Consider the following 22,121-nt stretch of genomic DNA (forward strand, 5'->3'; position numbering starts at 1 on the left):
CGGCGAAAAATAAATACGGAGAACGAGACATGGGCGAGATTGCCGTAAACCGGTCTATCGCGAGCCTCAGCACGCTTCTGCAGACGAGCGCATTGGACGCTGTCGCGCTGACGGAAGCGGTGCTGGAAAAAATAGCTGGCTATGCGGATCGTTCAGTTTTCACGACCCTTCTGCCGGAACGGGCGCGCGCCGAAGCGCAAGCCGCGGCAGGCCGGATTGCCACCGGCCGCTCGCTCGGGCCGCTCGACGGCATCCCCTTCGCCTGGAAGGATCTCTTCGATACCAAGGGAAGTGTGACGACGGCGGCCTCGGCCGTGATGACGGACAATGCGCCGGCAGAGGCGGATGCGGCCATGGTTTCGGCACTTGCCGTGGCTGGCATGGTCAGCATCGGCCGCACCAATCTCAGCGAATTCGCTTTCTCCGGCCTCGGCATCAATCCGCATTTCGGCACGCCGAAAAATGCGGCGTCGACCGATGTGCCGCGCATTCCCGGCGGCTCTTCTTCGGGATCGGCCGTCGCGGTTGCGGCGGGACTTGTGCCGGCTGCTATGGGCACGGATACCGGCGGCTCTGTCCGCATCCCTGCCGCCTTCAACGGTATTGTAGGCTACAAATCGACCCGCGGTCGCTATTCGATGAAGGGTGTCTTCCCGCTGGCGACAAGCCTCGATTCGCTCGGGCCACTGACCCGCACGGTGCAGGACGCCGTATGGATCGACGCTGCCATGCGCGGCCTGACCGCGTCGCCGATCATGCGCGGCGATCTCTCCGGGCTCAAGCTCGTCGTGGCCGAAACCGTGGTTTTCGACGATGCCGAAGCGGGTGTCGTGGCGGCATTCGAGCAAGCCCTGGAACGGCTTTCCGCTGCCGGCGCCACGATCACCCGGCGTGCATTTCCGGTCTTCTCCGAGGTCTATGCGCTCGCCGCCCGCCACGGGCCGCTGATTGCGGCCGAGGCCTACGCCCTGCATCGCGAACGGCTGCAAGGCCCCGACGCTGGCCGCATCGACCAACGCATCGCAGCCCGTATTCGCCTCGGAGAAAAGATCGCGACGTCGGACTACATAGCGATCCTGGCTGAACGCCAGCGGCTGATCGCCGAGTTTGAAGCCTCCTTCGCGCCTGACGAATTGGTTGTGCATCCGACCGTACCGCATGTGGCACCGGCGATCGCACCTCTTGATGCCGATCAGGATCTCTTCGTTAAGACCAACCTGAAAACCCTGCGCAACACCACGATCGGCAATGTGCTCGATGGCTGCGGTGTCTCCATTCCTTGCGGCACCGGTGATGCGGGTATGCCCGTCGGCTTCCTCCTTTCCGGTCGGCGCAACGCCGATGAGCAGTTGCTGTCAGCGGCGCTTGCCGCCGAAGCCGTCATTCGGGGTGAGGCATGATCGCCTGCTTCGATATCGGCGGCTCCGCAATCAAGGCCGCCTATGCCGAAACGCCGGAGCAGGTTGTGACGCTGTCACGCGAGGCGACGCCGCTGCAAAGCTTCGATGAATTCGTGTCGGTTATGGGGAAGGCCATCCACGCTCTGCCGCAAAAGCCAACGCGCGCGGCAGTTTCGATCACTGGCGTCATCGATCCGGACACGCAGAGGATCACCTGCGCCAATATCCCCTGCATCGATGATCGCAGGCTTTCTGCCGATCTTGCCGAACGGCTCGGTCTGCCGGTGTTGATCGCCAATGATGCCGATTGTTTCGCCCTGGCGGAAGCCGGGCTTGGCGCCGGCCGCGGTCACCGCATCGTGCTCGGGGCTATCTTCGGCACGGGCATCGGCGGCGGGCTGGTGGTCGATGGGCATCTGATCAATGCCCACGGCGGCTTTGCTGGCGAGTGGGGTCATGGTCCGGCCGTTGCGTTGCGCGCCGGCAATCCCCCCGTCGAGATCCCGCATTTCGACTGCGGATGCGGCCAGCGCGGGTGCGTCGATTCTGTCGGAGCGGCGCGCGGAATGGAGCGGTTGCACAAACTGCTGCACGATGTTTCGCTGACCAGCGCCGAGATCACGTCGCGATGGGTGGAGGGAGATGCCGATGCCGGCCGCACCATCGATGTGCTTGTCGATCTCGTCAGCTCGCCATTGGCGCTGACCATCAATATCACCGGCGCTACCATCGTCCCGGTCGGGGGCGGCCTTTCCAACGTTCCGGCACTGATCGAGACGATCGACCGAACAGTGAGGACGCGTACCTTGCGGCGCTTCGAACGACCGCTGGTCGTTCCGGGCGAGCTACGGATCGAGCCGGGCCTCATTGGTGCCGCGCTGCTCGGGCTTCAGGCGGAAGGGGATACGCGATGACCGGATGTCGCCTCGAAGTCTGCGTCGATGATGCCACCGGTGTCGATGCCGCCGTTGCCGGCGGCGCCGATCGCATCGAGCTTTGCGCGGCACTCGCGACCGGCGGCCTGACGCCGCCGCCGGGCCTGATGGCCTATGCGGCGCAAGCCCCTGTCCCTTCCTACGCGATGATCCGCCCGCGAGCAGGCAGTTTCGTTTTCGATGCCGGCGAGATCGATATCATGCGATGGGATATTGATGCCGCCCGTACAGCGGGCCTTGCGGGTGTGGTGCTCGGGGCCAACCTGCCTGATGGGCGGCTGGACGCTGAATGCCTTCGGCAACTTGCCCACCACGCCGATAGCCTGGGGCTGACGCTGCACCGCGCCTTCGATCTCGTGCCGGATTTCCGCGATGCCGTCGATCTGGCAGTCGACATCAGCTGTGAGCGTATTCTGACCTCCGGCGGGGCGAAAACGGCGCTGGAAGGGATCGAGACGCTTGCCGAGATTGTTGAACACGCAGCCGGACGCATCTCGATCATGCCGGGTTCCGGTGTGTCGCTCGCCAATGCCGATCTCTTGCGGCAAAGGCTCGGCGTGACCGAACTGCATTCTTCCTGTTCGATTGTGGTGCGGGAAGAGGACAAGCGCCTGGTTTCGCTCGGCTTTGCCGGTAAAAGCACTCGTCGCACGGATGCGGCAACGGTTCGCGCCTTGAAGGAAAGCCTACGGGGATAACCAGCCGCCAGAGACGGCTGGTCAGTCGTTCAGGCCGTATAGACGCACGTCCCGCCGATATAGGTGGCGGCCATATCGAGCTTCTCCGTCAGAACGACGAAATCGGCGTCGTAGCCGGCAGCAAGTCGGCCCTTGTGGTTATCCACCCGCATGGCTTCGGCGGCATAGGTTGAGCCCATGCGCAGCGCCTCGTCCAATGCAATTCCGAGCGTCTCGTGCACGAAACGAATGGACGACAGCATATCGATATCGGCGCCGGCCAGCGTGCCGTCGGCAAGCGCCAGTCGCCCGTCCTTGCGGAAGATCTCGCGACCATTCAAGAAAAAGCCGGTCTGATCCGAACCGATCGTCGACATGGCGTCGGTGACGATGAAGATCCGTCCAGGGCCTTGTTTGGCGCGAAGAGCAGTTCGCATGCTGGCGGGATCGACATGGATGCCATCGGCGATGATGCCGGCATAGAGGCTGCCGAGATCGAGCGTTGCCCCGACCACGCCGGGTTCGCGATTGCCGAGCTGGCTCATTGCGTTGAAAAGATGGGTGACCGTGCGCGCGCCAGCTTCGGCATAGGCCTTGATCGTCGCATACCCAACATCCGTATGGCCGAGGCTGACGATGATGCCGGTCTTGGCGAGGGCTGCAACCTGTTCAATTGTCGTGTTTTCCGGGGCAACCGTCACCATCAGGCCTTCGAAAGCGCCAGCACAGGCGAGCATGGCTTGAAGATCGGCATCTTCCATCGGGCGGATCAGCGACGGATCATGCACACCCTTGCGGGCAACGGAGAGATGCGGGCCTTCGATATGCAGGCCGAGAAAGCCCGGCACACCCGCTTTTACCGCTTCGATGCCGGCTGCGATTGTCTTCGCGCGGATTTCGAACGTATCGGTGATCAGCGTCGGCAGAAGCGCGGTCGTGCCGAATTTCGCGTGTGCTGCGCAAATCTGCCGGATCGCATCGACATCCTGCTGATGGTTGAGCAGCACGCCGCCGCCGCCATTGACCTGCAGGTCGATAAAGCCGGGTACGATCAGCTTGCCGTCGGCAGCGATCGTCCCTGCTCCGGCGGGTGGAGCGGCGTCAGAGATATCGACGACCTTGCCGCCGTCGAGCAGCAGAGCCTTGCCATTGTGCCATGTGTCTCCATCGAAAACGCGGGCGCCGGTGATTGCGGTCTGAGCGCTCATCTCGTCTCCGTCACTTTTTTCAGCGCCACCGGCGCATCGGGATTGAGACCGCGCGAGCGCGACCAGGATTCGACGAAGCCATAAAATGGCAGGATCAGCGTCAGCGCATCGGTAATCGGGTGGCCGGTCTCAACGAAAGGCAGCGTCTTTGCGGTCTTGAGCTTCGAGGACGTCGCAAAGGCGAGCGCCCCTTTCGCACCGAGGCCATCAACGATGCCGACCACCGAATCTTCCGCAGCATCACGCGCGGCAAGGCCGATGACAGGGAAGCGGCGCTCGACCAACGCCACCGGACCATGCAGCACTTCGGCGGCCGAATAGGCTTCTGCGTGCATGCCGGAGGTTTCCTTGAACTTCAACGCCGCCTCGCTGGCAATGGCCAGCGCAGGGCCGCGGCCGAGCATATAAAGCGATTCCGCCTCGCCGAGATTGTCGGCAAGCAGATGCCAATCCAGCTTCACGGCCTTTTCGAAATGACCGGGCAAAGCGGCGACCGCTGTGCGCAGGCCTCCGTCGTTTGTCCATTCCGCGAGGATCGCAAGGCCGGCAACGATAGAGTTCACATAGGACTTGGTGGCAGCGACGGCGAGCTCCGGGCCTGCCTGGATATCGAGTGGATGGGTGCTCGCGTCGGAAATGGGCGACGGCAGCGTGTTGGTGAGCGCAATCGTCACGGCGCCAGCCTTGGTGGCCGCTTCTGCCATGGCGACGATGTCGGGGCTCTTGCCGGATTGCGAGATCGCGATGGACGCAGCGCTGGCGAGCTGCATCTTGGCGCCATAGATGGAAGCGAGCGATGGGCCGAGCGAGGCCACGGGTAGGCCGGTTGAAAGCTCGATCGCATATTTCAGGAAAAGCGCCGCATGGTCGGAAGAACCGCGGGCGATCGTCACCAGGAAAGCCGGGTTCTTTTCGCGCAGTGCAGCGCCCGCCTTGCGAATAGCGTCGCTCGAGCGGTCCAGCAGTCGTGCCGTCGCTTCAGGGATTTCGTCGATTTCGCGCCGCATATTGGTCTGCATGATCGTTTCTCTTTCTCGGGTATCAGGAGTCCGAAAGGGTCAGTTCGGCGACGAAGTCATAGGCGTCGCCGCGATAGAGCGAACGGGTGAATTCCACCACCCGGCCGGAGGCAAGGTAGGAAATGCGTTCGATGGAAAGGCTGGCCGAACCCACGGCAACGCCCAGCATGGCTGCGTCCGGGTCCTTGAGGGCGCAGGCCGAAATCCGCTGCACCGCTCGCGTCGGCCGCGACCGTGTCTTGTCGAGTTCCGCGTAAAGCGAGGAGGTGACGCGCGTGGGGTCCGGCAGGAATTCGGCGGAAATGCTGGCGCGCTCGATCGCAAGGGGAAGATCGTCGGCGATGCGCAGCCGCCCGAGCCGGGCGACGAGGCCATCAGCCGGCAGGCCGAGTGTCATGATCTCGTCCGGTGAGGGCTGGAACAGCCCGCGCTCGATCCACTGTGCCCGCGTGTTAAGGCCGCGCCGCGCCATGTCCTCGGTAAAGGAGGTGAGGCGCGACAGCGATTGCTGTACGCGACTGACCGGCTTGACGACAAACGTACCGGAGCCGTGACGGCGAACGAGCAGTCCATCGCGCACGAGATCGTCCACGGCTTTGCGCACGGTGACACGGCTGATATTGGCGTAGTCTGCAAGATCGCGCTCCGGCGGCAGGGCATCGCCGTGATTGAGCTTGCCCGACAGGATCGCGTCTTCCAGCGATTGCCGGAGTTTCAGATAGAGTGGGCCGGAACCGCCGGCCTGCAGTCCCTCCAGCGGAAGGATCGCCTGGAGATGCTGGGTCATGAAAGTACCTCCGCATCGGTGACGAAACGCTTTGTCGCTAGCGCCACAGAACCGGTCAACGCATCGGCTTCAGATTCGGCAAACAAGGGCTGGTGTCGATCCGCAAGCCAGGGACGATAGAATGGCGCCAGGCCACCCAGCAGGCAGATGCGGCGGCTTCCGCGGGAGACAACGACGTCGAGTGCTTCATCGATCGTCTGGGTTGAGGCCTTCAGCAGTGCGACCGCAACCGGATCGTGGCGTTCGGCATGGGCAAAGACCTTCGGCGCATAGCGACCGAACTCGCCCGGATGCGCAAGGCGCGCAAATTCGACGATATCACGCGGATCGTTGTTGAATTCAGCCATAACCTCGTCGGTCAGCGGCGACGTGGGGTGTATGCCGTCATAGGCAAGCAGGCTTTCCTGCAGCAGGGCATGACCGAGCCGGCCGCCACTGCCGAGATCGCCGACCTTGAAGCCCCAGCCGCCGATATAGGAGACATCACCGCCGATGCGGGAGATATAGATACTGCCGGTGCCGAGGATGGCGACCGCGCCGTCGAGGTCGCCAAGCGCACCCTGCAGCGCAATCAGGCCATCGGATTCGATGTCGGCACGGGCAAAGGGCAGCCGCTCTTTTACATAGTGTACGGCCTCGCCCACATTGCTGCCGGCAACGCCGACCAGCGCATCCGTGGTGGTGAAACATTCGGGATCGAGGCCCGCATCTTCGAACGCCGCTTTTGCCGCGCCGATAATGTGGACAAGCGCGGTGTCGGGGTCCGTCAGGATGTTGGCTGCGCCGCTTTTTCCGCGACCAAGGATACGGCCATCCGCGCCGGCAAGAGCGGCACGGCAACTCGTTCCGCCGCCGTCGATTCCGATAATGTAGTGTGGCATGGATACCTCCGGAAAAAAGCATACCAAAAAAATACCATTAACCAAGCAAAATTCTCGATTTTCACAAAATCAAAGTTAATTGGCTGAATTTTATGTATAATTTTTCCGATACTATTTTTTCTTCGACTGCCTATTAATTTTTCCTAGACAATTGGTATTTTTTTGGCATTAATTTGCCACAGAGGAGTTTGAGAGTATGCCGTCTGTGAAAACCGAAGAGTGTCATGACAAGGCAATCGGCCTGGATGTAGCCCATCCGGCGATAGTTTTGCGCCTTCTGGCGTCGGGTCAGCAGGCCGCGGCCAAGGTTGTCGACGACGCGATCGAAAGCATCGCCGCTGCGGCAGAAATTGCAGCCGAGGTGCTCTCGGCCGGTGGTCGTCTTGCCTATGCAGGTGCGGGTAGCTCCGGCCTGATGGCGATGGCGGATGCGCTTGAGCTTCCGGGCACCTATGGCATCGCCCATGACAAGATCGTCGTGCTGCTCGCTGGTGGTGCCGCAAGCCTGACGGATCTTGCCGGCGGTTATGAGGACGATATCGAGCTTGCCCGTAACGATGTGATCAATGCCGGGATCGGCAAGGGCGATTGTCTCGTTGCGGTCTCAGCCAGCGGTTCCACGCCCTATGCGCTGGCGGCGCTGGAGGAAGCGCGCAGCCGCGGCGCCCGCGTCATCGGGATGGCCAACAATCCGGGTGCGGCGCTGTTTGCGGACGCCGAGGTCTCGATCCTTCTGCAGACACCGCCGGAAGTTGTTTCAGGCTCGACGCGCATGGGTGCGGGCACGGCGCAGAAGATCGCCTTCAACATGTTTTCGACGCTGGTCGGCATTCAGCTCGGCCACGTCTATGACGGCCACATGGTCAATCTCAAGGCCGACAACATCAAGCTGCGCGGCCGCGCGGTGCGCATCGTGTCGGATATCGCCGGTATCGGGTCAACCGAGGCCGGACATCATCTCAATACTGCATCGGGTTCGGTCAAGATCGCCATTCTGCTTGCTGCTGGGGCAGACACGGTGGCGGCTGCGCAAGCAGCGCTTGACGGTGCACGGCAAAACCTGCGCAAGGCTCTTGAGGTCTTCGCATCGCAGGGCTAGCGCTCCGCCGGTCTGCCGGCCGGATGCTCTGGCTTGAAAACGACGTGATCCTGCGCGCCCGCTAGCGCGCAAGGTCAGGAAGACTGGGTTCCAAAACGCGCCAAGCCGGCGCTTATAAAAGGGAGAACGTAATGACCCGCACTACCCTAAAAGGTCTGCTGCTTGCGACCAGCATCCTCGGCTCCGCCGGGCTGGCCCACGCAGAAGACGTGACGCTGACCATCGAAAGCTGGCGCAACGACGACCTGTCGATCTGGCAGGAAAAACTGATCCCGGCGTTTGAAGCCAAGAACCCTGGCATCAAGGTTGTTTTCGCACCGACCGCGCCGACTGAATACAACGCCGCGCTGAACGCCAAGCTCGATGCCGGCACGGCAGGCGACCTCGTCACCTGCCGTCCGTTCGATGCCTCGCTTGAGCTCTACAACAAGAAGCATCTTGCTGACCTGACCGGTCTTGCGGGCATGGAGAACTTCTCCCCCGTCGCCAAGTCCGCCTGGACGACGGACGATGGTGCAGCGACCTTCTGCGTGCCGATGGCCTCGGTTATTCATGGCTTCATCTACAACAAGGACGCCTTCGACAAGCTGGGCATCGCAATCCCGGCAACCGAAGCCGATTTCTTTGCAGCTCTCGACAAGATCAAGGCTGACGGCACCTACATCCCGCTCGCCATGGGCACGAAGGATCTCTGGGAAGCTGCAACCATGGGCTACCAGAACATCGGCCCGACCTACTGGAAGGGTGAAGAAGGCCGCTCCGCTCTGATCAAGGGCGAGCAGAAGCTGACCGACGCCGACTGGGTCGAGCCCTACAAGGTTCTCGCCAAGTGGAAGGATTACCTCGGCGACGGTTTCGAAGCCCAGACCTATCCGGACAGCCAGAACCTCTTCACGCTCGGCCGCGCTGCGATCTATCCGGCTGGCTCATGGGAAATCGGCCTGTTCAACAGCCAGGCAGACTTCAAGATGGGCGCCTTCCCGCCGCCGGTTAAGACCGCTGGCGACACCTGCTACATCTCAGACCACAACGACATCGGTGTCGGCCTGAACGCCAAGAGCGCCCATGCGGAAGAAGCCAAGAAGCTTCTGTCCTGGATCGCTTCGCCAGAATTCGCCGATATCTACGCCAACTCGCTGCCGGGCTTCTTCAGCCTGAACTCGACGGCGGTAAAGATGGCCGATCCGCTCGCTCAGGAATTCGTATCCTGGCGCGAAAAGTGCAAGCCGACGATCCGCTCGACCTACCAGATCCTGTCGCGCGGCACGCCGAACCTCGAAAACGAGACCTGGGTCGAATCCGCCAACGTGATCAACGGTACGGATACGCCGGAAGCTGCTGGCGAAAAGCTGCAGAAGGGTCTCGACAGCTGGTACAAGCCTGCGAAGTAATGTTCGGGTCGGGGGCATTGCCCCTCACCTTAGCCCTCTCCCCGCAAGCGGGGAGAGGCGACTACAGAGTCCAGTGGCTTCTCCCTTCTCCCCGCTCGCGGGGAGAAGGTGCCCGAAGGGCGGATGAGGGGCAGCATCTGGCACGCACAAAAAAGCAAAGCGTGCTGCCGAAAATATGTAATCTGAAATCGTAAGCGTGGGCGGCAAGAAACTGCCGTAGAGCGTGCGCGGTGCAAACCGCTGGCGCAAGCACTTCGCTTATCGCAGATAATTGATGAAATAGAGAACAAACCGGTCGGAGCGGCAGAGCCATGAGCAGCGCCACATTTTCTGAAGACGAAATGAAGATCGTGCCCCGCGCCCGGCGCTGGCACATCGCTGTCTTCCTGTTGCCGGCCTTTCTTGTTTACACGGCAGTCATGATCCTGCCGCTCGTCGAGACGCTCAGGCTTTCGCTGTTCAATACCGTCGACGGGCAGTCCATCTTCGTGGGCGTCAGCAATTTCGAGGTTCTGTTTGGCGAGGAGCGCTGGGCGCATGATTTCTGGAATGCGCTGAAGAACAACACCATCTTCTTCGCGATCCACATGCTGGTCCAGAACCCGCTCGGTATCGCGCTTGCTGCCATGCTGTCGATCCCGAAACTCCGGCTCGCGGCTTTCTACCGCACGGCGATCTTCCTGCCGACGCTGCTGTCCTTCGTCATCGTCGGTTTCATCTGGAAACTGATCCTGTCGCCGATCTGGGGCATCACCCCGTTCTTCATGGACCTCGTCGGCCTCAAATCCCTCTTTGGCCCCTGGCTCGGCAAGCCGGGTTCGGCGCTGATCACGGTGTCGCTGATTTCGGTTTGGCAAAATGTCGGCATCCCCATGATGTTGATCTATGCAGCACTTCTCAACATCCCCGATGAAGTTATCGAAGCTGCCGAATGCGACGGCATTACCGGCTGGGCGCAGTTCTGGAAGATCAAGCTGCCGCTGGTGCTGCCGGCGATCGGCATGGTCTCGATCCTGACCTTCGTCGGCAATTTCAACGCCTTCGACCTGATCTACACGGTGCAGGGCGCCCTTGCGGGGCCGGACGGTTCCACGGATATCCTCGGCACGCTGCTTTACCGCACCTTCTTCGGGTTCCAGCTTCAGCTTGGCGACCGTTCGATGGGCGCAACGATTGCGACCGTGATGTTCCTGATCATCCTCGCCGGTGTCTCGTTTTATCTGTTTACCATCCAGCGGCGTATCCGCCGCTACCAGTTCTGAGGAGGCCCGAGATGTCCAAAGCCCGTATCTCCCCGCTCCGCTCCGGTTTTGTCCACATCGCGCTCGCCGGCTATACGATTATCGCGCTGTTTCCTGTCCTGCTGACGATCCTCAATTCGTTCAAGGACAAGAACGCCATCTTCCGTTCGCCGTTGTCGCCGCCGACGACCAAGAGCTTCAGCCTCATCGGCTACGAGACCGTGCTCAAGCAGGGTGATTTCGTCGGCTACTTCCAGAACAGCCTGATCGTCACTGTTGTCGCGATCTTCTTCGTGCTGCTGTTCGGTGCTATGGCGGCTTTCGCGCTGTCTGAATACCGCTTTCGCGGCAACACACTGATGGGCCTTTATCTGGCCATCGGCATCATGATCCCGATCCGCCTCGGCACGGTTGCGATCCTGCAGGGCATGGTCGCCGCCGGCCTCGTCAACACGCTGACGGCGCTGATCCTTGTCTACACCGCGCAAGGGCTGCCGCTCGCGATCTTCATCCTCTCGGAGTTCATGCGTACCGTTTCCGATGATCTGAAGAATGCAGGCCGCATCGACGGGCTTTCGGAATATGCGATCTTCTTCCGCCTCGTGCTGCCGCTGATCCGGCCGGCCATGGCGACGGTCGCAGTCTTCACCATGATCCCGATCTGGAACGACCTCTGGTTCCCGCTGATCCTTGCCCCCGGCGAGGCGACCAAGACGGTAACCCTCGGCAGCCAGGTCTTCATCGGCCAGTTTGTCACCAACTGGAATGCGGTCTTGTCCGCTCTTTCGCTGGCGATCTTCCCCGTCCTCATTCTCTATGTGATCTTCTCGCGGCAGTTGATCCGCGGCATTACGGCAGGAGCAGTCAAGTGAGCATGCCAGAAAAACCGATCCGCGTTCTCGTTGCCGGGCTTGGAAACATGGGCCGCAGCCACGCGCTGGCCTATCACAACAATCCGGGCTTCGAGATTGTCGGTCTCGTCAACCGCAGCAAGCCGACGCTTGCGCCGGAGCTTGGCGGCTATGAAATCCTGCCGGATTTTGAAAAAGCCCTGAACGACGTGAAGCCAGATCTCTGCTCGATCTGCACCTATTCGGATAGCCATGCGGATTATGCCGTCATGGCCTTCGAGGCCGGCTGCGACGTCTTCATAGAAAAGCCGCTGGCAACCACGGTTTCGGACGCCGAGCGCGTCGTGACAGCAGCGAGGAAGGCCGGCAGGAAGTTGGTCGTCGGCTATATCCTGCGCCACCATCCCTCATGGATCAGGTTGATCGAGGAAGCCCGCAAGCTCGGCGGCCCTTATGTCTTCCGCATGAACCTCAACCAGCAGTCGTCAGGCCCGACCTGGATGACCCACAAATCGCTGATGGAAACGACGCCGCCGATCGTCGATTGCGGCGTGCACTATGTCGACGTCATGTGCCAGATCACCGATGCCAAGCCCGTCGAAGTGCGCGGCATGGGCCTGCGCCTGTCGAACGAGATCGCACCCGACATGTACAATTACGGCCATCTGCAGGTGATCTACGAGGATGGCTCGATCGGCTGGTATGAAGCCGGCTGGGGACCGATGATCTCGGAAACCGCTTTCTTCGTGAAGGACGTGATGTCGCCGAACGGCGCGGTCTCGATCGTCATGGACCCGAATGCCAAGTCCGATGATATCGACACTCACACGAAGACGGCCGTTATCCGGGTTCACAAGGCCGAAACCGGCCCGGATGGCAAGTTCCTGCGCAAGGACGAGGACCTGAAGATGGACGGCGAGCCCGGCCATCAGGAACTCTGCGACCGCGAGCAGGCCTATGTGTTAAAGGCCATCCGCGAAAATATCAATCTCGACCGCCACATGGACGATGCCGTCCAGTCGCTTCGCATCTGCCTGGCTGCAGATGAAAGCGTGCGCAGCGGTCTTCCGATCAAGCTTTAAGGGGGCCTTACGTGGGATCGCTTCAACTGAAATCCATCCGCAAGGCCTTCGGTACCCATGAGGTCCTGAAGGGCATCGATCTCGAGGTCAGGGACGGCGAATTTGTGATCTTCGTCGGCCCCTCCGGTTGCGGCAAGTCCACTCTGCTGCGCGTCATTGCCGGCCTTGAGGATGCCACCTCCGGCAGTGTCCAGATCGACGGCGCCGAGGTGATCAACACGCCGCCTGCCAAGCGCGGCATCGCCATGGTATTCCAGTCCTATGCGCTCTATCCGCACCTGACGGTCAAGGACAATATGGGCCTTGGCCTGAAGCAGATGGGCGCGCCGAAGGCGGAAGTCGATGCCAAGGTTGCCAAGGCGTCCGGCATGCTGTCGCTGGAGCCTTATCTCGCCCGCCGCCCGGCCGAACTTTCCGGCGGTCAGCGCCAGCGCGTCGCGATCGGCCGTGCCATCGTGCGAGAGCCAAAACTCTTCCTGTTCGACGAGCCGTTGTCGAACCTCGATGCCGCTTTGCGCGTTAACACCCGCCTCGAAATCGCCCGCCTGCACCGCAGCCTCAAGGCGACGATGATCTATGTTACCCACGACCAGGTCGAGGCGATGACGCTTGCCGACAAGATCGTCGTGCTGAATGCCGGCCAGATCGAACAGGTCGGCTCGCCTATGGAGCTTTATAATAGGCCGGCTAACGTCTTCGTCGGCGGCTTCATAGGATCGCCGCAGATGAATTTTATCGAGGCTACCCGCCTCGGCGACACGGAAGCCAAGACCATCGGCATCCGCCCCGAGCACATCACGCTGTCGCGCGACAGCGGCACCTGGAAGGGCAAGGTCATCCATGTCGAACATCTCGGCGCCGATACCATCGTCTATCTCGAAACCGAGATGACGGGACTGCTGACAGTCCGTCTCTTCGGCGAGCATCGCTTCGCCGTTGACGATATCGTCTACGCATCGCCGGATACCACTTTGATGCACCGTTTCGGTGCGGATGACCGCGTTCTGCGCTGATATCTATTCAGGCCGAGACATCTTTTGTTACCGGGCGATGCTGCGAGGCGTCGCCCGGTAACGTTTTATTGTGCGGTGCGTCATCGGCTTGCCTTGACGTAATTTTTAACATACGAAGTTGTTTGTATAATTGGGCGTGCCTGCTGAAAAACCCGTTCGGCAAGGCGTATCAGTTTGAATTTCTTGATCTTCCGGTCACATTTCCCGATTCTTCGGAAAATGATGGAGCCGGAGTTTTTCATATGGAAACGACTATGCGGATGAACCGACTGATCCTGACTGCTGCCGCGGCAAGCCTGGCGATCCTCGCTGGATGTCAAAAACAGGAGGAGCAGCAGGCTGCCCCTGCCTATCCTCCGGCACAGGTCGCTGTCGTGACGACCAAGGCTGAAGAATTGCCGATCATCAACGAGCTGCCAGGGCGCATTGCCGCGACCCGGGTTGCTGAGGTCCGTCCGCGTGTTTCGGGCATTGTAGTGGAGCGCGTGTTCGAGCAGGGGTCAGTGGTCAAGCAGGGCGACGTGCTCTATCGCATTGATCCGGCGCCGTTCCAGGTGCAGGTCGATAGTGCTGCCGCAACGCTCGCCCGCGCCAAGGCCGTTCAGCTCCAGGCCCGCCAGACGGCGGACCGCCAGGAGCAGCTTCGCAAGGCCAATGCCGCCAGCCTGCAGGCCTATGACGATGCCATCGCCCAGCTTGCCCAGGCTGATGCGGATGTGGCAGGCGCCCGGGCGGGCCTCGCCACGGCACAGCTCAATCTGCAATACGCCAGCGTCACGGCGCCGATCAGCGGCCGCATCGGTCGTGCCCTGATCACAGAAGGCGCGCTTGTCAGCGCCAACAGCACGGAAAATCTCGCGACGATCCAGCAGCTCGATCCGGTCTATGCCGACTTCACCCAGCCCGCGACCGATCTGATCCGCCTGCGCAAGGCGCTGCAGGACGGCCAGATGATGACCGACAAGAACGAGGCGACGGTACAACTGATCCTCGATGACGGCACGCCCTATGATAAAAAGGGCAAACTGCTGTTCTCCGAAGCTGCCGTCGATGAAACGACCGGCCAGATAACCCTGCGCGGCGAGTTCCCGAACCCGGACGGCGATCTGCTGCCGGGCATGTATGTCCGTGTTCAGGTCCAGCAGGGTGTCGAGAAGAATGCCATTGCGGTTCCGCAGCAGGCCGTCCAACGCAACGCCGGTGGCCAGTCGCTGGTCTATGTGGTGACGGCTGAAAACAAGGTCGAATTCCGCACGATCATGCTGGGCCGCACCATCGGCAATCGCTGGCTGGTCGCAAGCGGTCTGAAGCCGGATGAAAAGGTTATCGTCGAAGGTTTCCAGAAGATCGGCCCCGGCGCTCCGGTTGTTCCGGCGGAATGGGATCCGAACGCCAAGCCGGCCGGTGACGCACCCGCTGCTGCTGCAGCCGAACCAAAGGCCGGTGACGTGGTAAAGCCTGCAGCCGAGGGCGCCGACAAGGCCGCCGCGCCGGCTGAAGGCGAAAAGCCGGCCGAGCAGAAGTAAGGATCGCAGGATGCCCAGTTTCTTTATCGACAGGCCGATTTTCGCCTGGGTGGTTGCGATCTTTATCATGATCGCAGGCATCATCGCCATTCCGATGCTGCCGATTTCACAGTATCCGGACGTGGCGCCGCCGCAGATCTCGATCAATACCAGCTATCCAGGCGCATCGTCGCAGGATACCTATCAGAGCGTCACGCGCCTGATCGAAGACGAGCTGAACGGTATCGATGGTCTGCTCTATTTCGAATCGACCTCCAGCGCCTCCGGCTCGGTGGAAATCAACGCGACCTTCCAGCCCGGCACCGATCCGGGCGATGCTGCCGTGGATGTCCAGAACCGCGTTCGCCGCGTCGAACCGCGCCTGCCCGACAGCGTCAAGCAGCAGGGTGTACAGGTCGATGAAGCCGGGTCCGGCTTCCTGTTGATCATCGCGCTGACCTCGACCGACGGCACCATGGATGCCATCGGGCTTGGCGACTACCTGAACCGCAACGTTCTCTCGGAAATCCAGCGTGTTCCGGGTGTGGGTCGTGCGCAGCTCTTTGCGACTGAACGTTCGATGCGTGTCTGGCTCGATCCGGACAAGATGCTTGGCCTCAACCTGACGGCAAGCGACGTGACCGCGGCCATCGGCGCTCAGAATGCGCAGGTTGCCGCGGGCTCCATCGGCGCGCAGCCGAACCCGATCACCCAGCAGATCGCCGCCCCTGTCATCATCAAGGGTCAGCTCACGTCGCCGGAGGAGTTCGGCGCGATTGTCTTGCGCGCCAATCCGGACGGTTCCGCGGTGCGCCTGCGCGATGTTGCGCGCGTCGAAGTCGGTGGCGAAAGCTACAGCTTCTCCACGCGTCTGAACGGCAAGCCATCGGCCGCTATCGGTGTCCAGCTGTCGCCAACCGGCAACGCGATGGAAACCTCGGCTGCCATTCAGGAGCGTATGAAGGAGCTTTCGACCTACTTCCCGCAGGGTCTCGAATATTCCATCCCTTACGACACCTCGCCTTTCGTCAAGGTATCGATCGAGAAGGTGCTGCACACGCTGCTCGAAGCCGTGGCGCTGGTGTTCCTCGTGATGTTCCTGTTCCTTCAGAATATCCGTTACACGGTTATCCCGACGCTCGTCGTGCCGGTTGCCTTGCTCGGCACCTGCGCGGTCATGTACGGCATGGGATTCTCGATCAACGTGTTGACCATGTTCGGCATGGTGCTGGCGATCGGTATTCTCGTCGATGATGCGATCATCGTTGTTGAAAACGTCGAGCGCATCATGTCCGAGGAAGGGCTGACGCCGCGCGAAGCAACCCGCAAGGCGATGAAGCAGATCACCGGCGCGGTCATCGGCATCACGCTGGTTCTGGCCTCGGTGTTCATTCCCATGGCCTTCTTCCCCGGTGCCGTCGGCGTCATCTACCGCCAGTTCTCGCTGACCATGGTCGTCTCGATCCTGTTCTCTGCGTTCCTGGCGCTGTCCTTGACACCCGCTCTGTGTGCCAGCTTCCTGAAGCAGGTTCCGAAGGGTCATCACCATGCCAAGCGTGGCTTCTTCGGCTGGTTCAACCGTGGATTCGACAAGACGTCGCATGGCTATAGCGGCTCGGTCTCATGGCTGATCCGCCGCGCCGGCCGCTTCATGCTGATCTATGTGATCATCCTCGGCGGTCTCGGCTACCTGTTCATGAAACTGCCGTCGTCGTTCCTTCCGGATGAAGACCAGGGCTTCGTCATCGTCATGATGCAGCTGCCGTCGGAAGCGACGGGACACCGTACGGATGAGGTTATCGCCAGCGCTGAAGGCATCTTCAGCAAGGAAGAGGCCGTCGATACGATCGTCGCGATCAACGGCTTCTCCTTCTTCGGTGCCGGCCAGAACGCAGCGCTCGCGTTCGTGACGCTGGATGACTGGGCAAAGCGCGACGCCAACAACTCGGCCCAGTCGATTGCCGGCCGCGCGACCATGGCCATGAGCCAGATCAAGGATGCGATCTCGTTTGCGCTGTCGCCGCCGCCGATCCAGGGTCTTGGCACCACGGGTGGTTTCTCGTTCCGCCTGCAGGACCGCGCTGGTCTCGGCGACCAGGCGCTGGCCCAGGCTCGCGACCAGCTTCTCGGTCTTGCGGCCCAGAGCCCGGTGCTGGCCGGCGTACGCTTCGAAGGCATGCCGGATGCGGCCCAGGCGAATGTCCTGATCGATCGCGAGAAGGCCAACACCTTCGGCGTCACCTTCGCTGACATCAACTCGACGATTTCGACCAACCTCGGCTCGTCCTATGTCAACGACTTCCCGAATGCCGGCCGCATGCAACGCGTGACGGTACAGGCGGACGAGAACAAGCGCATGCAGACCTCGGATCTTCTTAATCTGAACGTCCGCAACTCTAACGGCGGCATGGTGCGGCTCTCCTCCTTCGCCACGGTGGAGTGGGTAAAGGCGCCGACGCAAACGGTCGGCTACAACGGCTATCCGTCGATCCGCATCAGCGGCGACACCAAGCCGGGCTATTCGTCCGGTGATGCGATTGCCGAGATGCAGCGCCTGATGACCCAGCTCCCCTCCGGCTTCGGCTATGAGTGGACCGGTCAGTCGCTACAGGAAATCCAGTCCGGCTCGCAGGCGCCGATCCTGATCGCGCTGTCGTGCCTTCTGGTGTTCCTGTGCCTGGCGGCACTCTATGAAAGTTGGTCTATCCCGGTTTCGGTCATCATGGTCGTGCCGCTCGGCGTCATCGGTGCGGTTCTTGCGGTCACGCTGCGCGACATGCCGAACGACGTGTACTTCAAGGTCGGCCTCATCGCGATTATCGGTCTGTCCGCCAAGAACGCGATCCTGATCATCGAGTTCGCCAAAGAGCAGATGGAGGCTGGCAAATCGCTGATGGAGGCCACAATCGAGGCGGCGCATCTGCGCTTCCGCCCGATCCTGATGACCTCGCTCGCCTTTACGCTGGGTGTTCTGCCGCTGGCGATCGCTACCGGCGCAAGCTCGGGCAGCCAGCGCGCCATCGGTACCGGCGTGATGGGTGGCATGATTTCGGCGACGATCCTTGCGATCTTTTTCGTGCCGGTCTTCTTCGTCTTCGTGATGAGGATTTTCGGAACGAAGGACGTGCATGTGAAGACCGAGCCGACAGAAACACCGGCTGCTCCGGCGGAATGACAGGGAAGCGGCCCGCCGGTCAACGGCGGGCCTTTCCATAGGAGGAAACATGCGAAGAACGAAGGCCGAGGCGGAGGAGACGCGCCAGAACATCCTGTGCGCGGCGGAACGTGTCTTCTATGAAAAGGGTGTATCCACCGCGACCATGGAGGAAGTAGCCTCTGCCGCCGGCGTCACACGCGGTGCCATCTACTGGCATTTCGCCAACAAGACGGATCTTTTCCTCGAACTCTACAACACCGTAAAGATCCCGCAGGAAGACATGATCGAGCCGACGATCGAGGCCGAGGATATTCTCGGGGATATCGAGCGTGGCGCGAGCGACTGGCTGGAGATCATGAACACGGACGAACAGCGCCAGCGTATTCTCTCGATCCTGTTGCGTTGCGACTATTCCGGCGATCTTGCCCCTGTTCTGGAACGACAGCAGGAAGTCGATGATCATCATACGCGGATTCTGGAGATGGCTTTCGAACGCGCGCTCAGCAAAGGCCAGATGGATGCGCGCTGGACACCGCAGGCCGCCACAAACCTTTTGCGCTGGACCATGAAAGGCCTGTGCAGTGAATGGCTCATGTTCGGACGCCGTTTCGACCTGCCGGCCGAGGGCAAGAAAGGCCTTCAGCATCTTTTCGCGAGTTTTCGTTCTGTTGGAGCATAGGCATTCGGCCGGGAAGCGTTATTTCAGTGCGCTTCGTCCCAGTTATGAGCAGCGCGTGCATCCACTTTCAGAGGAACCTTCATATCGAGCGCCGGCATTGCCGCGTTCTCCATAACCGAGACGACGAGCGGGATTGTCCGTTCAACATCCGCGTCCTCAACCTCGAAGATCAGTTCGTCATGCACCTGCAGGAGCATGCGGGCGCGCTCAGCAAGCCCCGCTTCTTCCAGCGCCGGTTCCATCTTCACCATCGCCCTGCGAATGACGTCGGCGGCCGATCCCTGGATCGGCGCGTTGATGGCGGCACGCTCGTTGAAGGCGCGCAGCGACGGGTTGGACGAACGAATGTCCGGATAATGCGCACGACGGCCGAAGATGGTTTCGACATAACCGTTTTCGCGGGCGAAGGCTTTGGTCTGCTCCATATAGTCGCGAATGCCGGGGAAACGCTCGAAATACTTCTTGATGTAATCGCCGGCCTCGGAGCGCTCGATCGACAGCTGGTTGGCAAGGCCGAAGGCCGAGATGCCGTAGATGATACCGAAATTGATCGCCTTGGCGCGACGGCGGATTACGCTCGCCATGCCTTCGACCGGCACGCCGAACATTTCCGAAGCGGTCATCGCGTGAATGTCGATGCCGTCGGCAAAGGCCTGCCTCAGCTGCGGAATATCGGCGACATGGGCGAGTACCCGCAGTTCGATCTGGCTGTAGTCGGCGGATACCAACTTGTGGCCGGGTGTCGAGACGAAGGCCGTGCGGATCTTGCGGCCTTCAGCGGTGCGCACCGGAATGTTCTGCAGGTTCGGATCGGAAGAGGAGAGGCGGCCCGTTGTGGTCGCGGCCAAGGCATAGGATGTATGAACCCGTTTTGTTTCCGGGTGCACAAAGCCCGGCAGGGCATCGGTGTAAGTCGATTTCAGCTTGGTCAGCTGGCGCCAGTCGACGATCTTGCGCGGCAGTTCGTGGCCGGCAGTGGCAAGGTCTTCCAGCACCTGGGCAGAGGTCGACCATTGGCCGGTCTTGGTTTTCGAAGCGCCAGGCAGGCCCATGCGTCCGAAGAGGATGTCGCCCAGCTGCTTGGGCGATCCGATGTTGAATGTCTCGCCGGCAAGCTTGTGGATTTCGTCTTCCAGTGCCGCGGCACCTTGCGCCAGCTCACCCGAGAGCCGCGACAGGATCTGGCGATCGATGCTGATGCCACGCTCTTCCATATGGGCCAAGACTGGCACCAGCGGCCGCTCCAGGCGTTCATAGACTGAACTCAGACGACTTGCCGCGAGCCGGGGCTTCAGCACCTGCCACAGCCTCAGCGTCACATCGGCATCTTCGGCGGCATAGGCGGTCGCGCGGTCGATATCGACATAGTCGAAGGTGACCATGGATTTGCCGCTGCCGGCGACGTCCTTGTAGGCGATCGGCTTGTGGTTCAGCCAGCGTTCCGAGAGGGCATCCATACCATGGGTGCCGGCTCCGGCATCCACCACATAGGACATCAGCATCGTGTCATCGAAGCCCTGCACGGTGATGCCGTGGCGCTTCATCACGAGGTAATCGTATTTGAGATTCTGCGCAACTTTCAGGACCGACGTGTCTTCAAGCAGGTCCTTCAGCCTGTCGAGCGCATCCCGGGTTGAAATCTGGTTCTCGACCAGTCCGCCGCCCAGGAGATCGCCGACGCCGCTCTTGTGAATGAGCGGCACATAGGCTGCTTTTATGCTCGTTCCCGTCGGGTCCTGGGCATTATCGGCGACGGCCAGCGAAAAGCCGACAAGCTCTGCCTGCATAGCATCGAGCGACGTGGTCTCCGTATCAAAGGCGACGATGCCGGTTTCGCGAGCAAGGGCGATAAAGGCATCGAGTGCGGCGAGATCGCGGATCGTCTGGTAGCTTGAATGATCGATCTCGGATGTGCTGAAGGCCTGTGCCCGCGCCTGCGCAAGCGACTGTGCGGTTGCGGCATCCTCGGTCGGCGTTTTTCCGGCAGCGATAAAGGATTGGGCGGCATCCTCAGCGCTTTCAGCTGAGGCGCTGGCCCGTGAAGGAGTGGGAGATGAAGCTTCGCCCTTGTCCAGATCGGGACCACGCGCTTGCGCGCGCCATTCGACCGGAACATTTGCCGGGGCCACCGCATCGGCATCCGTTTCGGTTGCAGCCGCAACGCGACGGGTCAATGTCGTGAATTCCATGGCCTTCAGAAAAGCGATGAGCTTGGGGCCGTCCTGCGGCTCCAGGTGAAAATTTTCCACCGGGACATCGATCGGCGTATCGACCTTCAGCGTCACAAGCTCGCGCGAGAGGCGGGCAAGGTCGGCATTGGCGATGATGTTTTCGCGGCGTTTCTGCTGCTTGATCTCACTGGCGCGGGCAAGCAGCGTATCGAGATCGCCGAATTCTTCCAGCAACTGCGCCGCGGTTTTCGGGCCGATGCCGGGAATACCCGGCACGTTGTCGGTCGAATCGCCGGTCATCGCCTGCAGATCGATCATCTTGTCCGGTGTGACGCCCCATTTCTCGACCACTTCGGGGATCGAGATTTGCTTGTCCTTCATACTGTCGTACATCGACACATTGGCCGTGACGAGCTGCATCAGGTCCTTGTCGGAGGAGACGATCGTCACATCCGCGCCAGCTGCTTCCGCCATCCTGGCATAGGTGGCGATCAGATCGTCGGCCTCGTAACCTTCCTTCTCGATGCAGGGCAGGTTGAAGGCGCGCGTCGCATGACGGATCAACCCGAATTGCGGGATCAGGTCTTCTGGCGGTGCCGTGCGGTTCGCCTTGTAGAGATCATAAAGCTCGTTGCGGAACGTCTTCGAGGAATAATCGAAGATGACGGCGAAATGCGTGGGCGTCACGCCGACCGAGGTATCGCGCGCATCCGTCAGAAGCTTCCACAGCATGTTGCAGAAGCCCGAGACCGCATTGACCGGCAATCCGTCGGATTTGCGGTTCAGCGGGGGAATAGCGTGGAACGCCCGGAAGATGAATCCGGAGCCGTCGACGAGGAAGAGATGATCGCCTTTTTTCATGGCGACAAGGGATAGCGCGAGGCGCCTTGGGCGTCCATCGTTCATTGCCACAGCCGGACCGAAATTTGCCGGAAGAAAACTTCACGGGAACGTTACGAAATTGTAATCCTTCTAAAATGCCCGCTTCCCTTGAAAAGCCACATTTGCACACACAAATCTAGGTC

17 protein-coding genes are annotated in these 22,121 nt (G+C 61.0%); 12 read left to right on the forward strand and 5 right to left on the reverse strand.

From position 1 onward, the window contains the following. Positions 1 to 38 precede the first annotated feature (38 nt). From QO002_RS02215 to QO002_RS02225, 3 genes are read left to right on the forward strand one after another with little or no spacing between them, the layout of a single operon-like run. Complete coding sequence (locus QO002_RS02215; protein ID WP_307233085.1) at positions 39 to 1,400, forward strand: amidase; 1,362 nt, start codon at positions 39 to 41, stop codon at positions 1,398 to 1,400. Further along, positions 1,397 to 2,314: an ROK family protein gene (locus tag QO002_RS02220; protein WP_307226252.1), complete on the forward strand. Its 918-nt coding sequence runs from the start codon at positions 1,397 to 1,399 to the stop codon at positions 2,312 to 2,314. The genes QO002_RS02215 and QO002_RS02220 overlap by 4 nt, the downstream gene beginning before the upstream one ends. Further along, positions 2,311 to 3,033 carry a copper homeostasis protein CutC gene (locus QO002_RS02225; RefSeq protein WP_307226255.1) on the forward strand — a complete coding sequence of 241 codons (723 nt, stop codon included), beginning with the start codon at positions 2,311 to 2,313 and terminating at the stop codon, positions 3,031 to 3,033. Before QO002_RS02220 ends, QO002_RS02225 begins: the two co-directional genes overlap by 4 nt. A 29-nt stretch (positions 3,034 to 3,062) precedes the next feature. On the opposite strand, the gene nagA is transcribed toward QO002_RS02225, so the two are convergent. The 4 genes from nagA to QO002_RS02245 are packed head-to-tail and all read right to left on the reverse strand — an operon-like array spanning position 3,063 to position 6,907. After that, entirely contained in the window at positions 3,063 to 4,220 is a 1,158-nt protein-coding gene (gene nagA / locus QO002_RS02230; RefSeq protein WP_307226257.1) for an N-acetylglucosamine-6-phosphate deacetylase, read from the reverse strand. After that, positions 4,217 to 5,239 carry an SIS domain-containing protein gene (locus QO002_RS02235; RefSeq protein ID WP_307226260.1) on the reverse strand — a complete coding sequence of 341 codons (1,023 nt, stop codon included), beginning with the start codon at positions 5,237 to 5,239 and terminating at the stop codon, positions 4,217 to 4,219. Before QO002_RS02235 ends, nagA begins: the two co-directional genes overlap by 4 nt. 22 nt (positions 5,240 to 5,261) lie before the next feature. Next, positions 5,262 to 6,026 (reverse strand): GntR family transcriptional regulator, encoded by a 765-nt coding sequence (locus QO002_RS02240; protein WP_307226262.1) that lies wholly within the window; start codon positions 6,024 to 6,026, stop codon positions 5,262 to 5,264. After that, positions 6,023 to 6,907 carry a glucosamine kinase nucleotide-binding domain-containing protein gene (locus tag QO002_RS02245; protein WP_307226264.1) on the reverse strand — a complete coding sequence of 295 codons (885 nt, stop codon included), beginning with the start codon at positions 6,905 to 6,907 and terminating at the stop codon, positions 6,023 to 6,025. The genes QO002_RS02240 and QO002_RS02245 overlap by 4 nt, the downstream gene beginning before the upstream one ends. A gap of 196 nt (positions 6,908 to 7,103) precedes the next feature. On the opposite strand from QO002_RS02245, the gene QO002_RS02250 reads away from it, so the two are divergent. The 9 genes from QO002_RS02250 (at position 7,104) to QO002_RS02290 (ending at position 18,925) form a co-directional block, all read left to right on the forward strand. Then, positions 7,104 to 8,006 carry an N-acetylmuramic acid 6-phosphate etherase gene (locus tag QO002_RS02250; protein ID WP_307226266.1) on the forward strand — a complete coding sequence of 301 codons (903 nt, stop codon included), beginning with the start codon at positions 7,104 to 7,106 and terminating at the stop codon, positions 8,004 to 8,006. Between the two features lie 131 nt (positions 8,007 to 8,137). Beyond that, complete coding sequence (locus tag QO002_RS02255) at positions 8,138 to 9,397, forward strand: ABC transporter substrate-binding protein (protein WP_307226268.1); 1,260 nt, start codon at positions 8,138 to 8,140, stop codon at positions 9,395 to 9,397. Positions 9,398 to 9,708: 311 nt separating this feature from the next. After that, a complete protein-coding gene (locus tag QO002_RS02260; protein WP_307226270.1) occupies positions 9,709 to 10,659 on the forward strand; it encodes a carbohydrate ABC transporter permease in 951 nt (316 codons plus the stop codon). Between the two features lie 11 nt (positions 10,660 to 10,670). Then, positions 10,671 to 11,510 carry a carbohydrate ABC transporter permease gene (locus QO002_RS02265; RefSeq protein WP_307226272.1) on the forward strand — a complete coding sequence of 280 codons (840 nt, stop codon included), beginning with the start codon at positions 10,671 to 10,673 and terminating at the stop codon, positions 11,508 to 11,510. A gap of 2 nt (positions 11,511 to 11,512) precedes the next feature. Beyond that, on the forward strand, positions 11,513 to 12,571 hold the full coding sequence (locus tag QO002_RS02270) for a Gfo/Idh/MocA family protein (protein WP_442417766.1): 1,059 nt from the start codon (positions 11,513 to 11,515) through the stop codon (positions 12,569 to 12,571). 11 nt (positions 12,572 to 12,582) lie between these two features. Then, positions 12,583 to 13,584: an ABC transporter ATP-binding protein gene (locus QO002_RS02275; RefSeq protein WP_307226277.1), complete on the forward strand. Its 1,002-nt coding sequence runs from the start codon at positions 12,583 to 12,585 to the stop codon at positions 13,582 to 13,584. Positions 13,585 to 13,838: 254 nt separating this feature from the next. After that, the gene (locus QO002_RS02280) at positions 13,839 to 15,110 is read left to right on the forward strand and encodes an efflux RND transporter periplasmic adaptor subunit (protein ID WP_503128898.1); all 1,272 of its coding nucleotides are present in this window, start codon (positions 13,839 to 13,841) and stop codon (positions 15,108 to 15,110) included. Positions 15,111 to 15,120: 10 nt separating this feature from the next. Beyond that, complete coding sequence (locus QO002_RS02285; RefSeq protein ID WP_307226281.1) at positions 15,121 to 18,264, forward strand: multidrug efflux RND transporter permease subunit; 3,144 nt, start codon at positions 15,121 to 15,123, stop codon at positions 18,262 to 18,264. Between the two features lie 49 nt (positions 18,265 to 18,313). Continuing rightward, a complete protein-coding gene (locus tag QO002_RS02290) occupies positions 18,314 to 18,925 on the forward strand; it encodes a TetR family transcriptional regulator (protein WP_307226283.1) in 612 nt (203 codons plus the stop codon). A gap of 23 nt (positions 18,926 to 18,948) precedes the next feature. Here QO002_RS02290 and polA read toward each other — a convergent pair whose 3' ends face one another. Next, entirely contained in the window at positions 18,949 to 21,957 is a 3,009-nt protein-coding gene (polA, locus tag QO002_RS02295; RefSeq protein WP_307233087.1) for a DNA polymerase I, read from the reverse strand. Positions 21,958 to 22,121: the final 164 nt, after the last annotated feature.

Origin of the sequence: Pararhizobium capsulatum DSM 1112 (assembly GCF_030814475.1) — a bacterium.
GTDB lineage: Bacteria > Pseudomonadota > Alphaproteobacteria > Rhizobiales > Rhizobiaceae > Pararhizobium > Pararhizobium capsulatum.

What these genes read in the sequence shown, in the direction of transcription:
- QO002_RS02220 (WP_307226252.1), top strand. Translation starts at nt 1,397, where the DNA reads ATGATCGCCTGCTTCGATATCGGCGGCTCCGCAATCAAGGCCGCCTAT.
- QO002_RS02225 (WP_307226255.1), top strand. Translation starts at nt 2,311, where the DNA reads ATGACCGGATGTCGCCTCGAAGTCTGCGTCGATGATGCCACCGGTGTC.
- nagA (WP_307226257.1), bottom strand. Translation starts at nt 4,220, where the DNA reads ATGAGCGCTCAGACCGCAATCACCGGCGCCCGCGTTTTCGATGGAGAC.
- QO002_RS02235 (WP_307226260.1), bottom strand. Translation starts at nt 5,239, where the DNA reads ATGCAGACCAATATGCGGCGCGAAATCGACGAAATCCCTGAAGCGACG.
- QO002_RS02240 (WP_307226262.1), bottom strand. Translation starts at nt 6,026, where the DNA reads ATGACCCAGCATCTCCAGGCGATCCTTCCGCTGGAGGGACTGCAGGCC.
- QO002_RS02245 (WP_307226264.1), bottom strand. Translation starts at nt 6,907, where the DNA reads ATGCCACACTACATTATCGGAATCGACGGCGGCGGAACGAGTTGCCGT.
- QO002_RS02250 (WP_307226266.1), top strand. Translation starts at nt 7,104, where the DNA reads ATGCCGTCTGTGAAAACCGAAGAGTGTCATGACAAGGCAATCGGCCTG.
- QO002_RS02255 (WP_307226268.1), top strand. Translation starts at nt 8,138, where the DNA reads ATGACCCGCACTACCCTAAAAGGTCTGCTGCTTGCGACCAGCATCCTC.
- QO002_RS02260 (WP_307226270.1), top strand. Translation starts at nt 9,709, where the DNA reads ATGAGCAGCGCCACATTTTCTGAAGACGAAATGAAGATCGTGCCCCGC.
- QO002_RS02265 (WP_307226272.1), top strand. Translation starts at nt 10,671, where the DNA reads ATGTCCAAAGCCCGTATCTCCCCGCTCCGCTCCGGTTTTGTCCACATC.
- QO002_RS02270 (WP_442417766.1), top strand. Translation starts at nt 11,513, where the DNA reads ATGCCAGAAAAACCGATCCGCGTTCTCGTTGCCGGGCTTGGAAACATG.
- QO002_RS02280 (WP_503128898.1), top strand. Translation starts at nt 13,839, where the DNA reads ATGCGGATGAACCGACTGATCCTGACTGCTGCCGCGGCAAGCCTGGCG.
- QO002_RS02285 (WP_307226281.1), top strand. Translation starts at nt 15,121, where the DNA reads ATGCCCAGTTTCTTTATCGACAGGCCGATTTTCGCCTGGGTGGTTGCG.
- QO002_RS02290 (WP_307226283.1), top strand. Translation starts at nt 18,314, where the DNA reads ATGCGAAGAACGAAGGCCGAGGCGGAGGAGACGCGCCAGAACATCCTG.
- polA (WP_307233087.1), bottom strand. Translation starts at nt 21,957, where the DNA reads ATGAAAAAAGGCGATCATCTCTTCCTCGTCGACGGCTCCGGATTCATC.